At 63.7% G+C, this 20,378-nt stretch carries 15 protein-coding genes and 5 pseudogenes; 9 read left to right on the top strand and 11 right to left on the bottom strand.

All coding sequences use genetic code 11. From position 1 onward, the window contains the following. The first annotated feature begins 43 nt into the window (after positions 1 to 43). Together ACQ86E_RS22750 and ACQ86E_RS22745 are read left to right on the top strand one after the other, a co-directional pair. Complete coding sequence (locus ACQ86E_RS22750; protein ID WP_431201896.1) at positions 44 to 1,672, top strand: fatty-acid--CoA ligase; 1,629 nt, start codon at positions 44 to 46, stop codon at positions 1,670 to 1,672. A gap of 246 nt (positions 1,673 to 1,918) precedes the next feature. Beyond that, a complete protein-coding gene (locus ACQ86E_RS22745; protein WP_431201895.1) occupies positions 1,919 to 2,773 on the top strand; it encodes a DUF1499 domain-containing protein in 855 nt (284 codons plus the stop codon). Between the two features lie 114 nt (positions 2,774 to 2,887). On the opposite strand, the gene ACQ86E_RS22740 is transcribed toward ACQ86E_RS22745, so the two are convergent. The 4 genes from ACQ86E_RS22740 to ACQ86E_RS22725 form a co-directional block, all read right to left on the bottom strand. Further along, entirely contained in the window at positions 2,888 to 3,808 is a 921-nt protein-coding gene (locus tag ACQ86E_RS22740; protein ID WP_431201894.1) for an MBL fold metallo-hydrolase, read from the bottom strand. A gap of 144 nt (positions 3,809 to 3,952) precedes the next feature. Then, a complete protein-coding gene (locus tag ACQ86E_RS22735; RefSeq protein ID WP_431201893.1) occupies positions 3,953 to 5,167 on the bottom strand; it encodes an acyl-CoA dehydrogenase in 1,215 nt (404 codons plus the stop codon). Positions 5,168 to 5,305: 138 nt separating this feature from the next. Next, positions 5,306 to 6,382 carry a 3,4-dihydroxy-2-butanone-4-phosphate synthase gene (gene ribB, locus ACQ86E_RS22730; RefSeq protein ID WP_151643068.1) on the bottom strand — a complete coding sequence of 359 codons (1,077 nt, stop codon included), beginning with the start codon at positions 6,380 to 6,382 and terminating at the stop codon, positions 5,306 to 5,308. Between the two features lie 177 nt (positions 6,383 to 6,559). Further along, positions 6,560 to 8,290 carry a cation:proton antiporter gene (locus ACQ86E_RS22725; protein WP_431201892.1) on the bottom strand — a complete coding sequence of 577 codons (1,731 nt, stop codon included), beginning with the start codon at positions 8,288 to 8,290 and terminating at the stop codon, positions 6,560 to 6,562. A gap of 67 nt (positions 8,291 to 8,357) precedes the next feature. Here ACQ86E_RS22725 and ACQ86E_RS22720 point away from each other — a divergent pair. Beyond that, positions 8,358 to 8,884 (top strand): annotated as a pseudogene (locus ACQ86E_RS22720) (DUF3124 domain-containing protein). Between the two features lie 273 nt (positions 8,885 to 9,157). After that, positions 9,158 to 10,389 (top strand): annotated as a pseudogene (locus tag ACQ86E_RS22715) (PLP-dependent aminotransferase family protein). A gap of 6 nt (positions 10,390 to 10,395) precedes the next feature. Here ACQ86E_RS22715 and ACQ86E_RS22710 read toward each other — a convergent pair. Continuing rightward, on the bottom strand, positions 10,396 to 10,668 hold the full coding sequence (locus tag ACQ86E_RS22710) for a helix-turn-helix domain-containing protein (RefSeq protein ID WP_431201891.1): 273 nt from the start codon (positions 10,666 to 10,668) through the stop codon (positions 10,396 to 10,398). A gap of 158 nt (positions 10,669 to 10,826) precedes the next feature. Between ACQ86E_RS22710 and ACQ86E_RS22705 the strand changes: the two genes are divergently transcribed. The 4 genes from ACQ86E_RS22705 to ACQ86E_RS22690 all read left to right on the top strand — a co-directional run bounded on the left by ACQ86E_RS22705 (position 10,827) and on the right by ACQ86E_RS22690 (position 12,964). Then, positions 10,827 to 11,279 carry a hypothetical protein gene (locus ACQ86E_RS22705; protein ID WP_431201890.1) on the top strand — a complete coding sequence of 151 codons (453 nt, stop codon included), beginning with the start codon at positions 10,827 to 10,829 and terminating at the stop codon, positions 11,277 to 11,279. 96 nt (positions 11,280 to 11,375) lie between these two features. Then, positions 11,376 to 11,591: a hypothetical protein gene (locus ACQ86E_RS22700; protein WP_431201889.1), complete on the top strand. Its 216-nt coding sequence runs from the start codon at positions 11,376 to 11,378 to the stop codon at positions 11,589 to 11,591. Between the two features lie 293 nt (positions 11,592 to 11,884). After that, positions 11,885 to 12,526, top strand: coding sequence for a hypothetical protein (locus ACQ86E_RS22695; protein WP_431201888.1), 642 nt, complete (start codon positions 11,885 to 11,887; stop codon positions 12,524 to 12,526). 159 nt (positions 12,527 to 12,685) lie between these two features. Continuing rightward, positions 12,686 to 12,964: a hypothetical protein gene (locus tag ACQ86E_RS22690; RefSeq protein WP_431201887.1), complete on the top strand. Its 279-nt coding sequence runs from the start codon at positions 12,686 to 12,688 to the stop codon at positions 12,962 to 12,964. Positions 12,965 to 13,092: 128 nt separating this feature from the next. Here the strand turns inward: ACQ86E_RS22690 and ACQ86E_RS22685 are convergent. The 5 genes and pseudogenes from ACQ86E_RS22685 to ACQ86E_RS22665 all read right to left on the bottom strand — a co-directional run bounded on the left by ACQ86E_RS22685 (position 13,093) and on the right by ACQ86E_RS22665 (position 18,155). Further along, positions 13,093 to 13,910 (bottom strand): annotated as a pseudogene (locus ACQ86E_RS22685) (aldo/keto reductase). 228 nt (positions 13,911 to 14,138) lie between these two features. Beyond that, on the bottom strand, positions 14,139 to 15,704 hold the full coding sequence (locus ACQ86E_RS22680) for an alkaline phosphatase D family protein (RefSeq protein ID WP_431201886.1): 1,566 nt from the start codon (positions 15,702 to 15,704) through the stop codon (positions 14,139 to 14,141). 119 nt (positions 15,705 to 15,823) lie between these two features. Next, on the bottom strand, positions 15,824 to 16,243 hold the full coding sequence (locus tag ACQ86E_RS22675; protein WP_431201885.1) for a hypothetical protein: 420 nt from the start codon (positions 16,241 to 16,243) through the stop codon (positions 15,824 to 15,826). 109 nt (positions 16,244 to 16,352) lie between these two features. After that, positions 16,353 to 17,354, bottom strand: coding sequence for an NAD(P)H-dependent flavin oxidoreductase (locus ACQ86E_RS22670; RefSeq protein ID WP_431201884.1), 1,002 nt, complete (start codon positions 17,352 to 17,354; stop codon positions 16,353 to 16,355). A 62-nt stretch (positions 17,355 to 17,416) separates the two neighbouring features. After that, positions 17,417 to 18,155: pseudogene (locus ACQ86E_RS22665) on the bottom strand (SDR family oxidoreductase). Positions 18,156 to 18,314: 159 nt separating this feature from the next. Between ACQ86E_RS22665 and ACQ86E_RS22660 the strand changes: the two are divergent. After that, positions 18,315 to 18,782, top strand: a complete 468-nt coding sequence (locus ACQ86E_RS22660) for a winged helix-turn-helix transcriptional regulator (RefSeq protein WP_431201883.1) — start codon at positions 18,315 to 18,317, stop codon at positions 18,780 to 18,782. Here the strand turns inward: ACQ86E_RS22660 and ACQ86E_RS22655 are convergent. Next, a pseudogene (locus ACQ86E_RS22655) lies at positions 18,779 to 20,283 on the bottom strand (DHA2 family efflux MFS transporter permease subunit). The gene ACQ86E_RS22660 and the pseudogene ACQ86E_RS22655 overlap by 4 nt on opposite strands. Positions 20,284 to 20,378: the final 95 nt, after the last annotated feature.

Here is a 20,378-nt window from a genome sequence, read left to right as displayed (position 1 = left end):
TGAGAGCGATAACAAGTCCAGCCCATCTCGGAGGAACGACGGAATGCTTGGTTTGATGCAAGATTGGCCCCTGCTCTGCCACCGGATCATCGAGCACGCAGCCAAAATTCATGGCAAGCAGGAGGTCGTCACGCGATCGGTCGAGGGACCGATCCATCGCACCACCTATGGCGAAATCCACCAGCGTGCCCTCAAGGTCTCGCAGATGCTGGACCGCGACGGCATCAAGTTCGGCGACCGCGTCGCAACGATCGCCTGGAACACCTGGCGCCATCTCGAAGTCTGGTACGGCATCATGGGGATCGGCGCCATCTGCCATACCGTCAATCCCCGCCTTTTCCCCGAGCAGATCGCCTGGATCGTCAACCATGCTCAGGACCGCATCGTGATGACCGACATCACCTTCGTTCCGATCCTGGAGAAGATCGCCGACAAGCTCCCGAGCGTGGAGCGCTACGTCGTGCTCACCGACAAGGCGCATATGCCCAAGACCACGCTCAAGAACGTCGTCGCCTACGAAGACTGGATCGCGGAGGCCGACGGCCAATTCAAATGGAAGGACTTTGACGAGAACACGGCAGCCGCGATGTGCTACACGTCCGGCACCACGGGCGATCCGAAGGGTGTGCTGTACTCGCATCGCTCCAACGTGCTGCACGCGCTGATGGCCAACAATGTCGATGCGCTCGGCACCAGCGCCTCCGAGACAATGCTTCCGGTGGTTCCGTTGTTCCATGCCAATAGCTGGGGCATCGCCTTCTCCGCACCCTCGCAGGGTACCAAGCTCGTGATGCCCGGCGCCAAGCTTGACGGCGCCTCGGTCTACGAACTGCTCTCGACCGAGAAGGTGACGCATACCGCGGGCGTGCCAACGGTGTGGCTGATGTTGCTGCAGCACATGGCCGCCAACAATCTGAAGCTGCCGGACCTGAAGATGGTGATCTGCGGCGGCTCTGCGATGCCGCGCTCGATGATCAAGGCCTTCCTCGACATGGGCTCGAACGTGCGCCATGCCTGGGGCATGACCGAGATGAGCCCGATCGGCAGCGTCGCGGCGTTGAAGCCGCCATTCACCGACGCGACCGGCGAGGCGCGGCTCGACGTGCTGCAGATGCAGGGCTATGCGCCCTTCGCGGTGGAGATGAAGATCACCGACGATGCCGGCAAGGAGCTGCCCTGGGACGGCAAGACCTTCGGTCGCCTCAAGGTCTCGGGCCCAGCAGTCGCCAAGGCCTATTACCGGGTCGACAGCAACATCCTCGACGAGGACGGCTTCTTCGACACCGGCGACGTCGCGACCATCGACGAGGCCGGCTACATGCGGATCACCGACCGCTCCAAGGACGTGATCAAGTCCGGCGGCGAGTGGATCTCCTCGATCGACCTCGAAAACCTCGCTGTGGGCCATCCGGCGGTGGCCGAGGCTGCCGTGATCGGGGTCTATCATCCCAAATGGGACGAGCGTCCGCTGCTGATCGTGCAGCTCAAGCAGGGCCAGCAGACCACGCGCGAGGACATCCTCAAATACATGGACGGCAAGATCGCCAAATGGTGGATGCCCGACGACGTCGCCTTCGTCGAGGGCATCCCGCACACGGCGACCGGCAAGATCCTGAAGACGGCACTCCGCGACCAGTTCAAGGACTATCGCTTCCCGAACGCGGCGGCGTAGGGCTCCGTGCCTCCCCAGGGGGCCGCGAGCGTCGAATGCACTGAAGCCTCCACACCGTCATGGCCGGGCTTGTCCCGGCCATCCACGCCTTGCTCCGCGGCACAGAGAACGTGGATGCCCGGGACAAGCCCGGGCATGACGAACTGGGCACTGCGGAACTCTTGAATTTGCCTCCGGGCCGTGGTCTCAACGGCCCTTCGTCGCGCCGTTTCGCGCGGCACCGTCTCAAAACCAGAGCTCCACCCGATGGCCCGCAGGTTTTCCGCTCCCTATCAGACGGAGCCCGTGTCCAGCCTCGCGAGCTGGGCACGCAACCTCGCCGTGTTCGCGGTGGTGGCGGTGGTGGTGTCGATCCTCATCGTCCGCTTCGGCTTCCTGGAGCCGAAGCCGGCGCTCGTCACCTTCTTCGGGGGTCTCGCAATCGCCGCACTCTCGATCCTGTTCGGGCTCGCTGGCTTTGCGGCGATCTGGCAGAACGGCTCGCGTGGCATGGCGCGCATCCTGCTCGCCTTCCTGATCGACGGGACGATCCTCGCCTACCCCGCCTATCTCGGCCTGCAATATCGCAAGCTGCCGGCGATCCACGACATCACCACCGACCCGATCGACCCACCCCGCTTCGACGCGCTGGCGCGTCTGCGCACCGGCGACGGCGCCAACAGCGCGGTCTATGCCGGCCTCTATTCGGCCGAACAGCAGCGCCAGTTCTATCCTGATATCGAGCCGATCGAGCTCGAGATTCCGGTCGACCGCGCCTATGCGATCGCGCTCCGGCTCGTCAACAAGCGCAAATGGCTCGTCATCGACGAGCGCGCGCCGCAGCCGCCGCGCCGCATCGGCCGCATCGAGGCGGTGGCGCGCTCGCCGATCATGGGGTTGCGTGAAGACGTTTCCATCAGGATTGCACCCGATGGCGAGGATTCCCGCGTCGATATCCGCTCGGCCTCGCGCTATTTCGACAGCGACCTCGGCAGCAACGCCGCGCGCGTGACCAAATTCATCGACGATCTCAACACCGCCGCGGACGCCGATGCGCTGAAGCCGGTGAAGAAGACTCCGGTGACGCCGCCGAAGGCCCCGGCGAAGACGGTGAAGAAGTAGCCCGACTGTCATTCCGGGGCGCCCACAGGGCGAGCCCGGAATCCATTGATCCATTAACGCCGCCGCCCGATGGATTCCGGGTTCGCGCTACGCGCGCCCCGGAATGACGAGAGGTTAGCCCGCCATCCGGTACGTCCCGCCGATCACGGGATCGCCGTCCGTCGCCACCACGCCGCGCCCGACAAGGTCTTCCAGATGCGCCAGCACGGAATAGCCCGCCGCCGTCGCCAGCCTCGGATCGATGCCGATATAGATCGCGCGCACCATGGTCGGAATGTCAGTCTCGCCCTTGGCGAGACGGTGCAGGATCGAGGCCTCGCGCGCCTTGCGGTGACGGATCAGGAAGCGCACGAAGCGCGGACCGTCCGGAATCTCGGGACCGTGGCCTGAGAAATACAGATCCTCCTCGCGCCCCGCCAATCGATCGAGCGACTCCATGTAGTCGATCATCGAGCCGTCGGGCGGCGCCACGATCGAGGTCGACCAGCCCATCACGTGATCACCGACGAAGTTGACCTTCCGTTCGGGCCAGGCGAACGCGAGATGATTGGCGGTGTGGCCGGGCGTCGCCACGGCCTCCAGACGCCAGCCGTCACCCTCGACGATATCGCCATGGGCGATTCTGACATCGGGCACGAAGTCGCGGTCAGAACCGGATTCCGGATTGTGCTTCTCGCTCTCGAAGCGCGGTCGCGAGGCCCGGTGCGGGCCCTCGGCATACACCGGCGCGCCGGTCGCCTGCTTGATCCGCGCGGTGTTCGGCGAATGGTCGCGGTGGGTGTGGGTGACGAAGATATGGCTCACCGTCTCGCCGCGCACGGCATCGAGCAGAGCAGCGGCATGCGCCGCATCGTCCGGGCCGGGATCGATGATCGCGACGTTGCCGGTGCCTACGATGTAGCTGACGGTGCCGGTGAAGGTGAAGGGGCTCGGATTGTTACACAGCACGCGCCGCACGCCGGGGCGGACTTCCTCGACGAGGCCGGGCTGAAGCGGAAAATTGCGGTTGAACGGGACGTCGTCGTTGTCGGACATGGCTTGCTCATACCTTGCTGACTTCGTCATGCCCGGCCTTGTGCCGGGCATCCACGTTCTTCGCTGGAGCTAGAACGTGGATGGCCGGGACGAGCCCGGCCATGACGGAGTTGGAGAGTTCTGTCGCCTCGTACCCGTGCGCGCTCAGAAGAACGCCTGAATGCCCGTGATCGCGCGGCCGAGGATCAGGGCGTGGACGTCGTGGGTGCCCTCGTAGGTGTTGACCGTCTCGAGGTTATGGACGTGGCGCATCACGTGGTACTCGGCCGAGATGCCGTTGCCGCCATGCATGTCGCGCGAGACGCGGGCGATGTCGAGGGCCTTGCCGCAATTGTTGCGCTTCATGATCGAGATCATCTCGGGGGCGAACTTGCCCTCGTCCATCAATCGGCCGACGCGAAGCGAGCCCTGAAGGCCGAGCGCGATCTCGGTCTGCATGTCGGCGAGCTTCTTCTGTACCAGCTGGGTCGCGGCGAGCGGCCTGCCGAACTGCTTGCGGTCGAGCGTGTACTGGCGGGCCCGGTGCATGCAGTCCTCGGCGGCGCCGAGCACGCCCCACGAGATGCCGTAGCGCGCACGGTTGAGGCAGCCGAACGGGCCCTTCAGGCCGGAGACGTTCGGCAGCAGCGCGCTTTCCGGAACCACAACGCCGTCCATCACGACTTCGCCGGTGATGGAGGCACGAAGCGAGAGCTTGCCGCCGATCTTCGGCGCGGACAGGCCCTTCATGCCCTTCTCCAGCACGAAGCCGCGGATCTGGTTGTCGTGCTCGGCCGACTTGGCCCAGACCACGAACACGTCCGCGATCGGCGCATTCGAGATCCACATCTTGCTGCCGGTCAGGCGGTAACCGTCCGAGACCTTCTCGGCGCGGGTCTTCATGCCGGCCGGATCGGAGCCGGCGTCCGGCTCGGTCAGGCCGAAACAGCCGACCCACTCGCCGCTGGCGAGCTTGGGCAGGTACTTCTTGCGCTGGTTCTCGTCGCCATAGGCGTAGATCGGGTACATCACCAGCGAGGACTGCACCGAGTTCATCGAGCGGTAGCCGGAATCGACCCGCTCGATCTCGCGCGCCACGAGGCCATAGGCGACGTAGCTCGCATTGGCGCAGCCATATTCTTCCGGCAGCGTGATGCCGATCAGGCCGAGTTCGCCCATCTCGTTGAATATCTCGCGGTCGGTCTTCTCTTCGAGATAGGCCTTGGTGACGCGCGGCAGCAGCTTGTCCTGGGCGTAGGCGCGGGCGGTGTCACGCACCATGCGCTCGTCTTCGGTGAGTTGCTCGTCGAGCAGGAACGGATCGTCCCACTGGAAAGAAGCCGCAGCCGGCTTGTCCTTGGCCTGGGGGCGCGCGCTCATGAAACGTCCTTTCGCATCTGGTTCCGTCAAGAATTGCCCGACAAACTAAAGCGCCGCGGCAACAAGTGCAATTGCGTTGCAGATGTACGGGTCTGCGTGAATCCCGGGGATGCGCTTCGCGCACCCCGAATGACAGCGCTAGCTCTCAAGCTGCTCGTTGGCGACGATCTCGATGCCGAAGCCCGACAGGCCCTTGTAATCGTGCACCGACGAGGTGAGATGGCGGATCGAGGTCACGCCGAGATCGCGCAGGATCTGCGCCCCGACACCGACCTCGCGCCACTGGCGGTTGCGGTCAGCCTCCGTCGCGCTCTCATCAGGCAGTGCCGCAACAGGCACACCAGCCGCGCCGTCGCGCAGGTAAACCAGAACGCCGCGGCCGGATTTCTTGAAATGTTCGAGCACGGCCGCCATCCGCTTGTGGCCGGTGAAGATGTCCTTGACGATGTTCGGCTTGTGAAAGCGCGTCAACACGTTCTTGCCGTCGCCGACCCCATTGTAGACGAAGGCGACGTGGGCGATGGAATCGAACGGCGAGCGATACGCATAGCCCTGCAAGGGGCCGATCGGGCTCTCGGTGACGAAGGTCGAAACACGCTCGATCAGCTTTTCCCGCGCCTGGCGATAGGCGATCATGTCTGCAATCGTGACATGCTTCAGCTTGTGCTGGGCCGCGAAGCGGGCGACCTGCTCGCCCTTCATCACGCTGCCATCGTCGTTCATCAACTCGCTGATGACGCCGACCGGCGGCAGGCCGGAGAGCTTGCAGAGGTCGACCGCGGCTTCCGTGTGGCCGGAGCGCAGCAGCACGCCGCCGTCCTTGGCGATCAGCGGGAAGATGTGGCCCGGACGGGCGAAGTCGTTGGCGCCGGCATTGGGATTGGACAGCGCGCGGCAGCACGAGGCGCGTTCCTCGGCCGAGATGCCGGTGCCGCCATCGGGCTTGTAGTCGATCGAGACCGTGAACGCGGTGGTGTGCGCGGAATCATTGTGGGCGACCATCGGGTCGAGCCGCAGCCGGCGCGCATCCTCAGTCGTGATCGGGGCACAGACGATTCCGGAGGTATGGCGGATGATGAACGCCATCTTCTCCGCGGTGCAGAGCGAGGCGGCGACGATCAGATCGCCCTCGCCCTCGCGATCGTCGTCGTCGGTGACGACGACGAGCTCACCCCGGGCAAAGGCCTGCAAGACTTCCTGAACGCTATCGGGCATTTCCCAATCTCTATCGGTTATGAGCGGGAGGCTTAGCCGGACTTGGGGCCAAGCGCTAGTCTCCCCGGCGCAACCACATATGCCGGACCGCCGGCCTGCCCGTGGGGATCAGGCTTGCACCGGGCATACCAGGGATATAGGCGCGGATGGGTTCTGGAAGAAGGCCACCGGGTGCCGTCAGGGCAGCACTTCGCGCCGCTCGCCAAGCCGCCGATCGAGTTCAGCGCGCTTGTCGGGCAGCAGACCGGCCTGGGCGGCCTCGATCACGGTAAACAGCTCATGAGCGTCGCTGAGCCGGGTCACCGTGACGTAGCTGGCGCCGGCCGCATAGAGCTCGCTCACATCCGACAAAAGATCGGCCGTGGCAACGATCATGGCGGTCGGGTTGAGGGTGCGGACGTGGCGGACCAGCTTCTCGTTGCTGGCACCCTTCAGCAGCGCGTCGGGCACGCTGAGGATGATCATCTCGGACTTGCCGACACCGGCATGGAGCAGCGTATCGGCGCTGCTGATGTCGCCATAGATGACGTGCAAGCCGCGCGACAGCAACGTCTGGTACACATGGGGATTGAAGTCGATCACGGTGATCTGCTCGAGCAGTACCGGGGCTTGCCGCTCGATCTCCGCGAGCAGTGCGCTCGCCGCGCGGAAAAAGCCGAGAATGACGATGCGGCGGGCCTCGCCATGGTCGCCTCCGTGCCTTTCCTCGCCGTGGCCGTTGCCATGGTCGAGATCGCGCAGGCCGATCCGCTTCAGCGGGCCGATCGCCCAGCGGGTGATCTCGTCGCTGCGGCTCATCGCGAAGGTCGAGAGCACGGCGAGCACCACGAAGGCAAAGGAGGCCGCATTGGCCGTCTCGGCCGCGATGTGGTGGTCGGAGACTCCGGTCTGGATCACCACCAGCGAGAACTCGGAGATCTGCGCGAGGTTGAGGGCCGGCAACAGGCTGGCGCGCAGGCCCTGCTTCATCAGATAGAGCGGGGTGAAGGTCGTGACGAGACGGCTCACCACCGTGAAGGCCGCGATCATCAGCGCCAGCCCGATCACGGACAGGCCTGGCACGGGAATGGTCATGCCGAGCGCGACGAAGAACAGCGTGATGAAGAAGTCGCGGAGCGTGGTGACCTTGGCGGTGACGTCGAGCGCGTAAGGAAAGGTCGAGAGCGAGACGCCGGCAATCAGCGCGCCCATCTCGCGCGACAGCGACAGTCGCTCGGCGGTCTCGGCGACGAGGAAGCACCAGGCGAGCGCGCCGAGCAGGATCAGCTCGGGGCGGCGGGCGATCTGGTGAAACACGCGCGGCAGCACGTAGCGGCTGACCAGCAGCGCCGCGGCGACCAGCACCGCGACGCGGCCGATCGAGAGCAGGATGACGCTGACTTCCAGATTGGCGAGGCTGGGCTGCACCGCCAGGAACAGGATGGCGAAGATGTCCTGGAGCACCAGCACGCCGAGGGTGACGCGGCCAGGCAGCGTGTCGAGCTCGCGCTTCTCGTAGAGCACCTTGACGATGATGACCGTGCTCGACAACGCGCAGGCGACGCAGAGATAGACCGCATCGAAGTGCCCGCCGCCGAGCGACAGGCCGATTCCGATGAAGAACAGCACCCCGAGCAGGCAGCCCCCGATCAGCTGGGCGCCGGCGGCGAACAGGATCACCTTTCCCGCCCGCACGATTTTCTTCAGGTCGATCTCGAGCCCGATCATGAACAGCATGAAGATCAGCCCGAGCTCGGAGATGACGCTGATCGATTCCTGCGAATGGACCCAGCCGGCGCCGAATGGACCTATGCAGAAGCCGGCGATAAGATAGGCCAGGATCAGCGGTTGCCGGGAGAAATGGGCGAGCAGGCCCAGCATCCAGGCAAACAGAATACAGAGAGTGATGTCGCGAATGAGCTCGTGCATACCAAATTGGTCCGTTTTGCCGCACCCTAGAGACAGGTTGCGGCGCGGCAAGCGAGCAATTCGTCACATGCGAACGGCGCTTTTCGCAGCAATGCTGCTATGCCCCATCGCCTCTGCCGTGCCCGCAGTCGCGCAATCCAAGGTCAATATCGAACAGAACTTTGCCGATTCGCTCGCCGCTCTGCCGAAGGAGGAACTCGCCGTCTCCGGGGGTTCTACGTGCCCGCCTATTCCAGTGTTGCGATGAGCCAGGGCAAGTTGCGCGTCGACTTCTCGGTGACCTTGAGCGTGCACAACGCCTCCGAGACCCTGCCGCTGGTGGTCAAACGCATCGCCTATTTCGACACCGCAGGCAAGCAGGTCGAGACCTATCTGAAGGCGCCGGTCGCCTTGAAGCCGCTGGCCACCGTCTCGATCTTCGTTCCGACCGACGACGTGCGCGGCGGGACCGGAGCCAATTTCCTCGTCGACTGGGCCTCAACCGGCGAGATCGCCGAGCCGGTGGTGGAAGCCTTGATGGTTGGCGGCGTCGCCAATGCGCATTACGCTTTCATCAGCCAGGGCCGCCCGACCCGGACGGCCGGCAAGAAGTAAGGCCGGTTCAAGCGGTCCGGATCAAGGACGGCGATCGGAAGCTGCTTGGCGCGAGGGCTGCTGCGACCGCAGATCGAAATCATGAAAACAACCCCATGCACAGTAGCGGGCCCCAGCGAAATCAAGGCCTTGCCAGCGCGCATCATGAAAATGCTGATTTTACGAATTTCGTTTGACCCGTCGGGCAAAACACTGGCATGATGACATCATCGACATTGCGGTAACCCGGTCGGCAGCAAGCCGGCCGCTGAATAAAAAACGAGGAACGCTCCCATGACGTCCAGCTTCGATTTCGGGCCCCTGTTTCCCGCAGGGCTGCCGGCCCCTCCGCACGCTGGACGGGCCTCGCCAAATACAGCTTCGTGGGCGGCAATAACGATTCCGAGCAATTGCCGCTCGAAGGCCTGATCGAGGCGACCAACTCCGCCCTGCAAAAGGAAGGTCGATCGCTCGCCACTTACGGGCTGGCGCATGGTCCGCAGGGCTATCTGCCACTGCGCGAATTCCTGGTGACAAAATTGAAGCGCGATGCCGGCATCAATTGCACGGTCGACGATCTCATGATCGTCTCGGGATCACTGCAGGCGCTCGACCTCGTCAACGCGACGCTGCTGACGCGCGGCGATACCGTGATCTTCGAGCAGGACAGCTATCAGGGCTCCCTGACCCGCCTGGCGCGGCTGGGCGTCAACGTCGTCGGTATCCCCCTCGACGAGGACGGCATGCGCATGGACGTGCTTGCCTCGACGCTGGCCGACCTGAAAGGCCGCGGCATCCGGCCGAAATACATCTACACCATCCCGACCGTGCAGAACCCGACCGGCAGCATCATGCCGGAGAGCCGCCGCACTGAGCTGGTGCGGCTCGCGTCCGAATACGGCGTGCCCATCTTCGAGGACGATTGCTATGCCGACCTGGTCTGGTCCGGTCACCGGCCGCCCGCGATTTACGCGATGAGCCCGAGCGGCGGCGTGATCCATATCGGCTCGTTCTCGAAGTCGATCGCGCCGGCGCTGCGCGTCGGCTTCATCGTCGCGCCCTGGGATGTGATGTCGCGGATGCTGGCGCTGAAGACGGATGCCGGCTCCGGCGCGCTGGAGCAGATGGTGCTTGCCGCCTATTGCAAGCCGCATTTCGCAAGCCATGTGCCAGCGCTGACCAAGGCGCTACGCACCAAGCTCGATACGCTGATGGAGGCTCTCAACGAGCAGTTTGGCACCGCGGCGGAATTCGAGGAACCCAAGGGCGGCATCTTCCTCTGGGTCAAGCTGCCCGACCAGGTCGATACGCTCAAGCTGTATCAGAATGCGCTCGCCGCCGGCGTCTCGATCAATCCGGGGCCGGAATGGTCCACCGACAAGAGCCATTCCCGCTCGCGCCTCAGGCTCTGCTTCGCGAGCCCGTCGCATCAGCAAATCCGCGAGGGTGTCGCCGTGCTGGCCGAGGTGTGCCGAAAGGAGTTCGGCGTGCCGGCCCGCAGCGCCAATGTCGAGAAGCAGGTCTAGCGGTTATCACGCCGCCCGGGGCTGGCTGCCGTGAATGGCGGACGCCAGCCGCAGCAACAGCACGATCGAGACGTTGCCCTTGCCGGCCTCGATCTGCGCGATGTAGCGCTCGGAAATCCCGGAGCGGCGGGCCAGTTCCCGGCGCGACAGCTCGCAGCGGGCGCGCGACGATTTCAAGCGCTCGCCCAGCTCGGCCAGAAACGCGGTCTCGGAATGAGGCGGCAGGGCACGGCTCCCCGGCAGCACTTCACCCGCAAAATCCATGACTTGATTCAGCATCGGTCCATCCACGCATAGCCTTCGGGAGCGCCATCCTACCCTTGCTACGACCGGCCTCATTGACGCGGATCAAATTCGCGCGCGATTGGCACCTGGCGTGGACGGCGGCGTGCGGAATGCTACAGTTTGAAATGGTTCGAGGCGGGGTTTTGCAAGCCATGACACGTTGTTTGAGCCGCTGCACGACAGCGGCGCTGCTGTGGGTCGCGTTCACGCCTGCGGCCGGCGCCGAGACGCTTGTCGCGACGGTCGAGCAATGGGGTCTGCTCGGCTCATGGGCGGTCGATTGTGCCGTCAGGCCCGACCGCGACAAGGGCGCTCTCCTGACTTACGAAATCCGGAAGGACGGCAGGGTGATGTACCGGCGCAATTTCGGCGACGCCAGGGACGAGAGCGAAGTGGTGTCCGCCACGGTCAATGCCGAAGGCGTGCTCAATGTGATGGTGTACTTCCCCTCGCTGAAGCAGACGCGTGAGTTCGGCCTGCTGCTCTCGAAGCAAGGTAGCCTGCGCGCGATCTACAATCGCAGCGAGCGCGGCGAGTACACGATCAAGGACGGCAAATACGTCGCCACCGGCGCGCCGACGCCGGCGCAGCAACGTTGCGATTAACCACCCTGAACAAGCGTTCAGAATTCTCTTTCCATTCCTCCGGAACGTTCCCGCCGATGCGCGGTTCTCATTGGCATTGAATTGGAGGAGGACATCATGAAGAAGCTTGCTTATGTGGTTGCGGCTCTCGGCGCGCTCGCGATCGTTGCGCCGACGATGGCGAGTGCCGAGACGATCGTCATCAAGCGCGGTCATCACGGCTACGGTGCCCGCGCAGAAATGCGCGAGCATCGCGATCACGGCTGGCATCGCGGCTGGCACCATCGCGACCGGGTCGTGGTGGTCAAGCGCGGTCACCGTCACCACTGGTGATGAATACACAACGCATCGTGGAAATGGCCCCTCGCGGGGCCATTTCTTTGCGCGGAACAGCAGCCGGGGAAACCAGGGCGTGTACTCATAAAAGGCTGGATTGGAGGTCCGCTTTCCGGGGCAACGCGGACCAGATGGGCTCATAGCGAGTATTTCAGCTTTTGACCGGAGCGGACTCGCCTCGTTTTGTACCGGCAAATCGACGGGCCGACTTGTTGCAAGCTCTTCGTAGGTAGAGAGTTGCCTGACCGGCTGTGTGGATGCGATAAACAGAACTCTGGGATCGTCGCCGCATGAAAGACGTGGAAATCGTTTCGGAAGACCATTGGCACGCTGATTGGCGGCAGGAACGCCGGTTGACGCTGCTGTTTGAACCGTCGATCAAGGAGGATGCCTGGTGTGGACCGCTCGTCGAAGAGTTCTGGATGCCCCATTGGCAGAATCGGCTCGATTTCGTCACGCAGGCCGCTGATTTCTGTGCCAATGAAGACGAGTATAGATTGAGGGACCTGGACAACATCGTAATCCAGCGACGTGGGGGAAATGCCGAGTTGGAAGGCAGCGCCTTCGATCTCTGCGAGCTCAACGAGGCCCGAGAGCTTGGAATGCAGCATTATTCGAGCCATACCCCCGTCTTCGCCGATATCCGCCTCACCGCAATCACATTCGATCATCTTAGGGAACAGTTGCAAGCGGCTGTAATCGACAAACCCGAAGCGGATCGCGTGCTCTTGGCATGCGGTTTCATGGCCGGCGACGTAGCCATTCCGCGTCCGCGGCCCGTCAGGCCACATCAGAAGCTTCCCAACGCGATCTCTATCGCCAGGAAGACGCCGCGCATCTGGTTCGAAATCGCTCGCGCCAGTGAGACGAAGTCGCGCTGGGTGCCGCTTGAAATGAAAAGTCTCGGACGCTGGATGGCGATTGAGCGGTAAGCAGCGCTTGAACGCTCCACAAAACCACCCGCCTCGAATAATCCCAAACCCGTCGAGAGGCAGGTCTGTTGTTGGCCCATAGGCGACATCGGGAGAACTGCGATGCATTTTCCATCGCGCGTTGAGAAATCCTAAATCCTGTAATGGTAGCTCAATCGCATGGCATGGTTTTTCGCCTTCGCAGCTCTAGCTTTTCTATACCGTCGCACGACGCGCGCTGGCGACCGGCTCGCGGAACTGAAGCCAACGGGAATGCTTCGGTCGCCGCTATTCTACGCGCAAGGGGTTCTTCTCTGCGTGCTCTTGCTGCTCATGTTAGCGCCGGGTTACCTGCCGCACGAGCAGTGGGCGGCTGCCGTTTATCTCGTCGTCTTGGTCATCGTGCTCGTGGCGCTCCTGTTTGTACGGCGCGCGTTGAAATGGCGCTATCCAATCTAAGAACATCACTTCCGCATCTGGCCCTTAGCTGACCTGCCGACGGCCCCGAGGAACGTCAGCTTGCGGGGGCAAAGCTGACGGCGCGGCTCGCACGAATGGATGATCCCCCAATTTGATGAGTTTACGCCCTAATCCCACGCCGGCGCAAAGCCGGATTGACGCAGCGCATATCCTTGGGCAGCGCTGCGATCTTGCGGCGATCGGCGTCGTCGAGCGTGATCTTCAGTGCATCGAGATTGGCCTGCTGGCTCTCGCGGCGCGAGGCTTTGGGGATCGCAGCCACTCCGTCCTGGTCAAGCAGCCATTTCAGCGCAACCTGGGCAGCAGTCGCGTTGTGCCTGGCGCCGATCTCGGCCAGCACCGGATCCGAGGCAACTCGCCCCTGCGCGAGCGGACAATAGGCAACCAGTGGAATCGACTTCGCATTGAGATAGGCCAGCACCTTCGACTGATCGAGCATGGCGTGATATTCGATCTGGTTGCAGGCGATCGGCGCCTGGATCTCCTCGACCGCGATCCTCAGCAGCTCGGTGGTGAAATTGGCAACGCCAATCGCCCGCGTGCGCCCCTCCTCTTTCAGCTTCATCAGAGTCTCGAAGACAGCGCCCCAGTTCGCGGACTTCGAGGGCCAATGCACGAGATAGAGATCGACATGGTCGAGCCGCAGCTTCTGCAGACTGGCATCGAAAGCGCGGCGGATCGCCTCGGGCGCCAGGTTCTCGTGCCAGACCTTGGTCGTGACGTGCAGTTCGCCGCGCGGCAGCCGCGCCGCTGCCAGCGCTGCGCCGATCGATTCTTCATTGGCATACATCTCGGCCGTGTCGATGTGGCGATAGCCGATCGACAGCGCGCTCTCGACGGCGGCGCGGCAGGCATCGCCTTGCATGCGGAAGGTGCCGAGGCCGAGCCTGGGCATGCTGATGCCCTGTGTCTTCAGATCGTCCATGAGGAGCTCCTGACGTATTTCAGTCCCTGGATGCGCGGTGGCGCGGGAACGCTTCGGTGATGGAAATAACGTGGCGGGAGGAAAACATATCGCGCCGGGCGCGCGGAGGCCAATCAAGATCGGGTTAGATTCATGCCACGACGATGGCTACCGACGTCATGGCCGGGCTTGTCCCGGCCGTCCCCGGACAAGCCCGGCCATGACGATTGTTGTAAGGACCATCGGCCATCAAGAATGCTGCGCCACGACCGCCGGGCGCGGCTGCTGTTGCGGCTCGATATCGACCGACCAGAGGTCGCGATTGTCGACGTCCTTCAAGGTGACGGTCATGACGCCGCTGGTGCCGTCGATATCGACGCGGCCGAAGAACTGCAGGCCGAAGCAGGGTGCGAGGTTCTCGCCCTGCGCTCGGCTGCATCCATTCTGGTACATCGCGACCGGGCCGAAGGTATCGTCGAGCTCGCCCGGTCCCCAGGTGCCGGCATGCAGGGGCCCGGAGACGAACTCCCAGAACGGTTCGAAATCCTGGAATTGCGCCTTGTTCGGATCGTAGTAATGCGCCGCGGTGTAATGCATGTCAGCGGTGAGCCAGACGATGTTGCGGATGCCGGCTCGCTTGATGGAGCTGAGCAGATCGGCGATCTCATGCTCGCGCCGGTCGGGCGGCCCATCGCCGAGCGCCACCGCATCCATGCTGACGAGGCCGATCGGCAGATCGGCCGCGATCACCTTCCAGGTCGCGCGCGAGGCGGCAAGCTCCCGCTTCAGCCAGGCAAGCTGCGCATCGCCCAGGATCCAGCCGCGATGGTCATCTCCCTTGTTCCAGCGGTCATCGCGATAGCTGCGCATGTCGATCAGGAAGACGTCGAGCAGCGGACCGTAAGCGATCTTGCGATAGACCCGGCCCTGTTGCGGGCCGATGTCGCGGATCGGCATGAAGTCGAAGAATGCCCGGCGGGCGCGCGCGACCAGACGGGGCGTGCCGTCGTCCTCATAACCGGCGGCGTCATAACTGGCCGTCGGCGACCAGTCGTTGGTGACCTCGTGGTCGTCCCATTGCGCGAACATCGGGACTTCCGCGTGGAAGGCGCGAAAATGCTCGTCGAGATGGTTGTATTTGTAGTTGCCGCGGAACTGCGCCAGCGTATGCGCGACCTCCGCCTTTTCCTCGGTGACGATGTTGCGCCAAACCTCGCCGTTCGGCAGTTTCTGCTCGGAAGGAATCGTGCAGTCGGCGTAGATGTGATCGCCGGAGTGAATGAAGAAATCCGGGCGGTTGTCGAGCATGGTGCGATAGCTGCGATAGCCGCCACGCGCGATATCGATGCCCCAGCCCTGCCCTGCGACATCACCGGACCAAACGAAAGAAATCGATTGCCCCGCGGCCGGTGCAGTCCGGAAATGGCCGACGCGGCTTTCGCCGGTGATGCCGGTGGCGATGTCGTCGAAGCGCACGCGGTAGAAGATGTCCTGCCCGGGCGGCAGGTCGCTCAGCAGCAGCTTTGACGTGAAATCAGCATCCGGCAACGCATCGCGCGACGCTGAGGCAATGATGGTCCTGAAACTCTCGACGGTCGAGCATTCCACCTGCATGCGCGCCGGCCGATCGGCGCGTGCCCAGATCACCGCTGAGCCGTTCGAAACGTCGCCGGACTGGATGCCGCCGGCGATCTGCGGACGGTCGGCGGCTCGACTGATCGAGGGTTTCGCAAGCGCAGCGATGGCGAGGCTCGAGGTGGAGCGGACCAGGAACTGCCGCCGGGTCCAGGCGCGCGGTGCGCGGAGCGTTGCCATTCAGGGAACCTTCGTCGAGATCGTGACGGAAGGTGCCTGCGCTCCTTGACTCCCAGCTTACGGTTTTTTGACCCCGGGCCTACGGTTTTGCGACGCGGGGATGACGGCCTCAGGCCCGACTAGCGCTTCCAGCTGCAGATGCCGCCGGAACGACACGGCCAGGTCTGGATCCGGGTGTCCATCGCCTGCGCGTCGAGCGGATTGCCATGGCGACGCGCGAGCCTGGCGCGCGCTGCGCCGCGCGGCTGGGCGGTTCTGGCATGCGCGACCTTCGGCTGGGACACACGCACGCGCTCGGCGGCAACCTTCTTCGGCACGTCGACCGGCTCGGCGCGCGCTTGCGCGTCGTTGCCGCCGCGCGCCTCGAGTGCGACCGGTGCGAATTGCGTCTCGGGCCCGAGCCGCTTCGGCGACAGCACCGCCCTGGAGAGATCGAGGCCGAGATATTCATTGGGCTTGTAGTCGTCTGCACGCGCGACGCCGCTGCCCGCGAGGACGAGGGCAACGGCAGCAGCAAGATAAACGCTCTTCAGGACCACGGACGCCTCCTGAAATTGATTTATGAACGGCTCAATTTACCCCTATTTAGGATGCGTCGCGCGCAATTCCAGCGGTCAAGTGCCGCCGTGGTTAAGAAGTTTGACGGTGTCAGGCGACCTTTCGCGTGGCCCCTGTCCCGTCCAGGAACCCCATCAGGCGGCTGCGGATGATCTGTTCCGCCTCTGCCATGATGCGGTCGACGAGTTCCTTGCAGGAGGGGATGTCGTGGATGAGGCCGGCGACCATGCCGCAGCTCCAGGCGCCCGCGTCCATCTGGCCGTCCAGCATGATTTTTGGATAGACGCCCGCGACCTGGTCGTGAATGTCGTCGATCTTCAGCTTGTCGCCCTTCTCGCGCTCGATCTCGATGAGGCGATCGACATTGGCGTTCTTCAGCACGCGCTCGGTGTTGCGCAAGCTCCGCATGATCAGACGGGTGTCGAGCTCGGTCGCGGCGACCAGCGCATTCTTCACGTTCTGATGCACGGGCGCTTCCCTGGTGGCGATGAAGCGCGTGCCCATGTTCATGCCGGCCGCACCGAGCGAGAGCGCGGCGACGAGGCTGCGTCCGTCGACCATACCGCCGGAGGCGACGAACGGGATCTTCAATTCCTCCGCCGCGCGCGGCAGCAGGATCATGTTGGGAATATCGTCTTCGCCCGGATGACCGCCGCATTCAAAGCCATCGACGCTGACGGCGTCACAGCCGATCCGCTCGGCCTTCAGCGAATGCCGGACCGAAGTGCACTTATGGATCACCTTGATGCCGGCCGCCTTCAGCGCGGGCATGTAAGCTTCCGGACTGCGGCCGGCGGTCTCCACCGATTTGACGCCACCTTCGACGATGGCCGCGATGTATTCCGGATAGGGCGGCGCCGCGAAGGTCGGCAGGAACGTGAGGTTCACGCCGAAAGGCTTGTCGGTCATGTCGCGGCAGCGCGCGATTTCCTTGGCAAGCAGCTCCGGCGTCTTCTGCGTGAGGCCGGTGATGATGCCGAGCCCTCCGGCATTGGAGACGGCAGCGGCCAGCTCCGCAAAGCCGACGAAATGCATGCCGCCCTGGATGATGGGATGCTCGATGCCGAACAGTTCGGTGATCGCGGTCTTCACTTCAATACCTCCCGGAATTTTGCTCAGGTTGGGATCACTCTAGCCGGACTTTTGTGCCGCGGTCACCACTTCTCGCCGAAGGGGCGGATCTCCATCTCGAAAGTCCAGGCGCTCTTCGGCTGCTGATAGAGCTGCCAATAGGAGTCCGCCACCGCCGACGGCGGCATCAGCAGGTCGGGGTTGTCGAGCGCATTCGGCCCGAGCGCCTCGAGCTCGGCGCTGCCGCACCCATTCGGTATCGACGCCGGAATCGATGATGAGATGGGCGACGTGGATGTTCTTCGGACCGAGTTCGCGCGCCATCGCCTGCGCCACCGCGCGGAGCCCGAACTTGGCACTGGCAAAGGCGGCAAACCCGCTGCCGCCGCGCAAACTTGCGGTCGCACCGGTGAAGAAGATCTTGCCGCCGCCGCGCGCCAGCATCAGCCGCGCAGCCTCACGTCCCGCCAGGAAGCCGGAATAGCACGCCATCTCCCACACCTTGCGGAAGACGCGCTCGGTGGTGTCGAGGATCGGGAAATTGACGTTGGCACCGACGTTGAAGATGCAGACCTCCAGCGGTGCATGCGCGTCGGCGTCGTTCAGGAAGGAGATGACCTCGTCTTCCTTGCGCGCATCAAGCGAGCGGGCGTGGATCTCGCCGCCGGCGGCCTCGATGTCCTTCACCAGCGGCGCCAGCTTGTCGCCGTTGCGGCGGCCGGCGAAGATCGAAAAACCTTCGGCGGCGAATTTCCTGGCGATCTCGGAGCCGATGAAATCGCCGGCCCCGATCACGGCGGCTGTCGCGTTTCGTTTGGGCAAGGACGCCTCCTCCGGAGAGAGTATTGATTGAGAAAGAGGCTATAGTTCTAAATTAGAACTGTCAAATCTGGAGGCCGTCCGCTAAATTCCGGCTGGAATATCGCTGACCGTTCAAGTCAGTTCCTTTTTCTGACTTACTACGAGGCCGGAGATTGGACCATGAAGTGGGACACACTGGACGAAGAACCCTGCTCGCTTTCCCGCGCCGTCGCTGTGATCGGCGATCGCTGGACGCTGCTGATCCTGCGTGAATGCTTCTTGCGCGTGCGCCGGTTCGAACAATTTCAGTCCTCGCTCCAGATCACCCGGCATCTGCTCTCGGAGCGGCTGAAGAAGCTGGTCCGCTTCGGCATCCTGCGCCGCGTGCCCTATTCCGAGGCGCCCAAGCGCTACGAATACATCCTGACGCAGAAGGGGCTCGACCTCTACCCGATCATCATGGCGATGGTGCATTGGGGCGACGCCCACATGGGCGACGAGCGCGGCCGCCCGCTGCTGCACGAGCACAAGAGCTGCGGCAAGCTGTTCGATCCCGTGATGGTGTGCTCCGAATGCGGCGAGCCGCTGCACGCCAAGCAGGTGCATGTGCATGCAGGGCCGGGGCGGAGAGAAGCCGCCGGGCCCTAATGCCCTCGCGCCGGCGCACCGAGATTGATCGGACGCAACACAGCGGCCGTCGGGATCATCAGCATTGCGACGATCGCGAGCGTCCAGAACACATCGATATAGGCGAGGAAATCGATCTGCTGCTGCAAGGTCCGGCCGACCCAGGCAACCGCTTGTGACGCCGCATCGCTTGCGTTCGAGCCCTGGCCCTGAAAGTAGCGCGTCAGGGCATCGATGGTCTGCCGATAGCCGACATCGGACGGCGCAGCATGCTCGATCAGGCGGCTCTGGTGGAATTGCTGCCGCTGCGCCAGAACCGTCTGCGCGAGCGCGACGCCCATGGATCCCCCGATGTTGCGCGCAACGTTGATCAGCGCGGACGCTTGGTTGGTCTTGTCCGGCGGCACGCCGTCATAGGACGCGGTCGTCACCGGCAGGAACAGGAATGGCAGGCCGAGCGCGAGGAAGATGCGCGACAGCGCCGCATAGCCATAGGTGATGTCAGCGTTGATCCCTGTCAGATGCCACATCGAGAAAGCGACGATGGCAGCGCCGAACATGATGAGGTATTTCGGCTGCACCGTGCTGACGAGCTTTCCGACCACCGGCATCAGGATCAGCGTCGCGATGCCCCCGGGGACAATGCAAGTCCCGCCAGCAGTGCCGTGTAGTTCAATTCGGTCTGGAGCAGTTGCGGCAGGAGCTGTGTCGTCGAGATCAGCACCGCGCCCGTGCCGAGCATGACCAGGAAGCAGGCGGCGAATTGCCTGCGGCCGAGCAGGCGCAGGTCGACGATCGGGTCTTCCCGCGTCAGCTCCCACGGAATCAGCGCGAGCAGGGAAGCGGCCGCGAGCACCGCGAAGAAGACGATCATGTTCGAGCCGAACCAGTCGTTGCGCTGGCCTTCGTCGAGCACATACTCCAGAGAGCCGAGTCCGATCGCGACGAGAAGGAAGCCGATGTAGTCGACGCGCAGGCCCTTGCTCAGCAGCCTCGCCCTCTCCTCCTCCGCTCCCGACGGCTCCTTGACCAGCGTACCGACCAGAAACAGCGACAGCAGTCCCATGGGAACGTTGATCAGGAACACCCAGTGCCACGTATAGGTGTCGGTGATCCAGCCGCCGAGCGTGGGGCCGATCACCGGCGCGACGACGACGGCGACGCCGTAGATCGCAAAGGCCTGTCCGCGCTTCTCCGGCGGGAAGGAATCGGCGAGGATCGCCTGCTCGCTGGTCGCCATGCCGCCGCCACCGAGGCCTTGCAGAATGCGAAACAGTACCAGCGACTGCAGATTCCAGGCGAAACCGCACAACAGCGACGAGATCGTGAAGATCCCGACGCAGATCATGTAGAAGCGCTTACGCCCTATCACGGTCGAGAGCCATCCGGAGATCGACAGCACGATCGCATTGGCGACGAGGTAGCTGGTGATGACGTAGGTGCTCTCGTCGATGCCGACCGCCAGCCCGCCCGCGATGTGACGCAGCGCGACGTTGGCGATGGTGGTATCGAGCACTTCCATGAAGGTCGCAATCGAGACCACGAAAGCGATCAGATAGGGATTGTGCCCGCCGGCCGCCGAGCGCTCCGGCGACCAGCCGGACGCGCTTCTTTGCG

Source organism: Bradyrhizobium betae (assembly GCF_050632175.1).
GTDB lineage: Bacteria > Pseudomonadota > Alphaproteobacteria > Rhizobiales > Xanthobacteraceae > Bradyrhizobium > Bradyrhizobium betae_B.
The sequence above is the reverse complement of the archived record's forward strand: the minus strand, read 5'-3'. Positions and strand labels throughout refer to the sequence as shown.

Excerpts from the sequence above, each read along its gene's own strand:
- ACQ86E_RS22700 (WP_431201889.1), top strand. The coding sequence starts at position 11,376 with ATGAAGAAGCTTGCTTATGTGGTTGCGGCTCTCGGCGCGCTCGCGATC.
- ACQ86E_RS22695 (WP_431201888.1), top strand. The coding sequence starts at position 11,885 with ATGAAAGACGTGGAAATCGTTTCGGAAGACCATTGGCACGCTGATTGG.
- ACQ86E_RS22740 (WP_431201894.1), bottom strand. The coding sequence starts at position 3,808 with ATGTCCGACAACGACGACGTCCCGTTCAACCGCAATTTTCCGCTTCAG.
- ACQ86E_RS22660 (WP_431201883.1), top strand. The coding sequence starts at position 18,315 with ATGAAGTGGGACACACTGGACGAAGAACCCTGCTCGCTTTCCCGCGCC.
- ACQ86E_RS22705 (WP_431201890.1), top strand. The coding sequence starts at position 10,827 with ATGACACGTTGTTTGAGCCGCTGCACGACAGCGGCGCTGCTGTGGGTC.
- ribB (WP_151643068.1), bottom strand. The coding sequence starts at position 6,382 with ATGCCCGATAGCGTTCAGGAAGTCTTGCAGGCCTTTGCCCGGGGTGAG.
- ACQ86E_RS22745 (WP_431201895.1), top strand. The coding sequence starts at position 1,919 with ATGGCCCGCAGGTTTTCCGCTCCCTATCAGACGGAGCCCGTGTCCAGC.
- ACQ86E_RS22710 (WP_431201891.1), bottom strand. The coding sequence starts at position 10,668 with ATGCTGAATCAAGTCATGGATTTTGCGGGTGAAGTGCTGCCGGGGAGC.
- ACQ86E_RS22735 (WP_431201893.1), bottom strand. The coding sequence starts at position 5,167 with ATGAGCGCGCGCCCCCAGGCCAAGGACAAGCCGGCTGCGGCTTCTTTC.
- ACQ86E_RS22680 (WP_431201886.1), bottom strand. The coding sequence starts at position 15,704 with ATGGCAACGCTCCGCGCACCGCGCGCCTGGACCCGGCGGCAGTTCCTG.
- ACQ86E_RS22725 (WP_431201892.1), bottom strand. The coding sequence starts at position 8,290 with ATGCACGAGCTCATTCGCGACATCACTCTCTGTATTCTGTTTGCCTGG.
- ACQ86E_RS22750 (WP_431201896.1), top strand. The coding sequence starts at position 44 with ATGCTTGGTTTGATGCAAGATTGGCCCCTGCTCTGCCACCGGATCATC.
- ACQ86E_RS22690 (WP_431201887.1), top strand. The coding sequence starts at position 12,686 with ATGGCATGGTTTTTCGCCTTCGCAGCTCTAGCTTTTCTATACCGTCGC.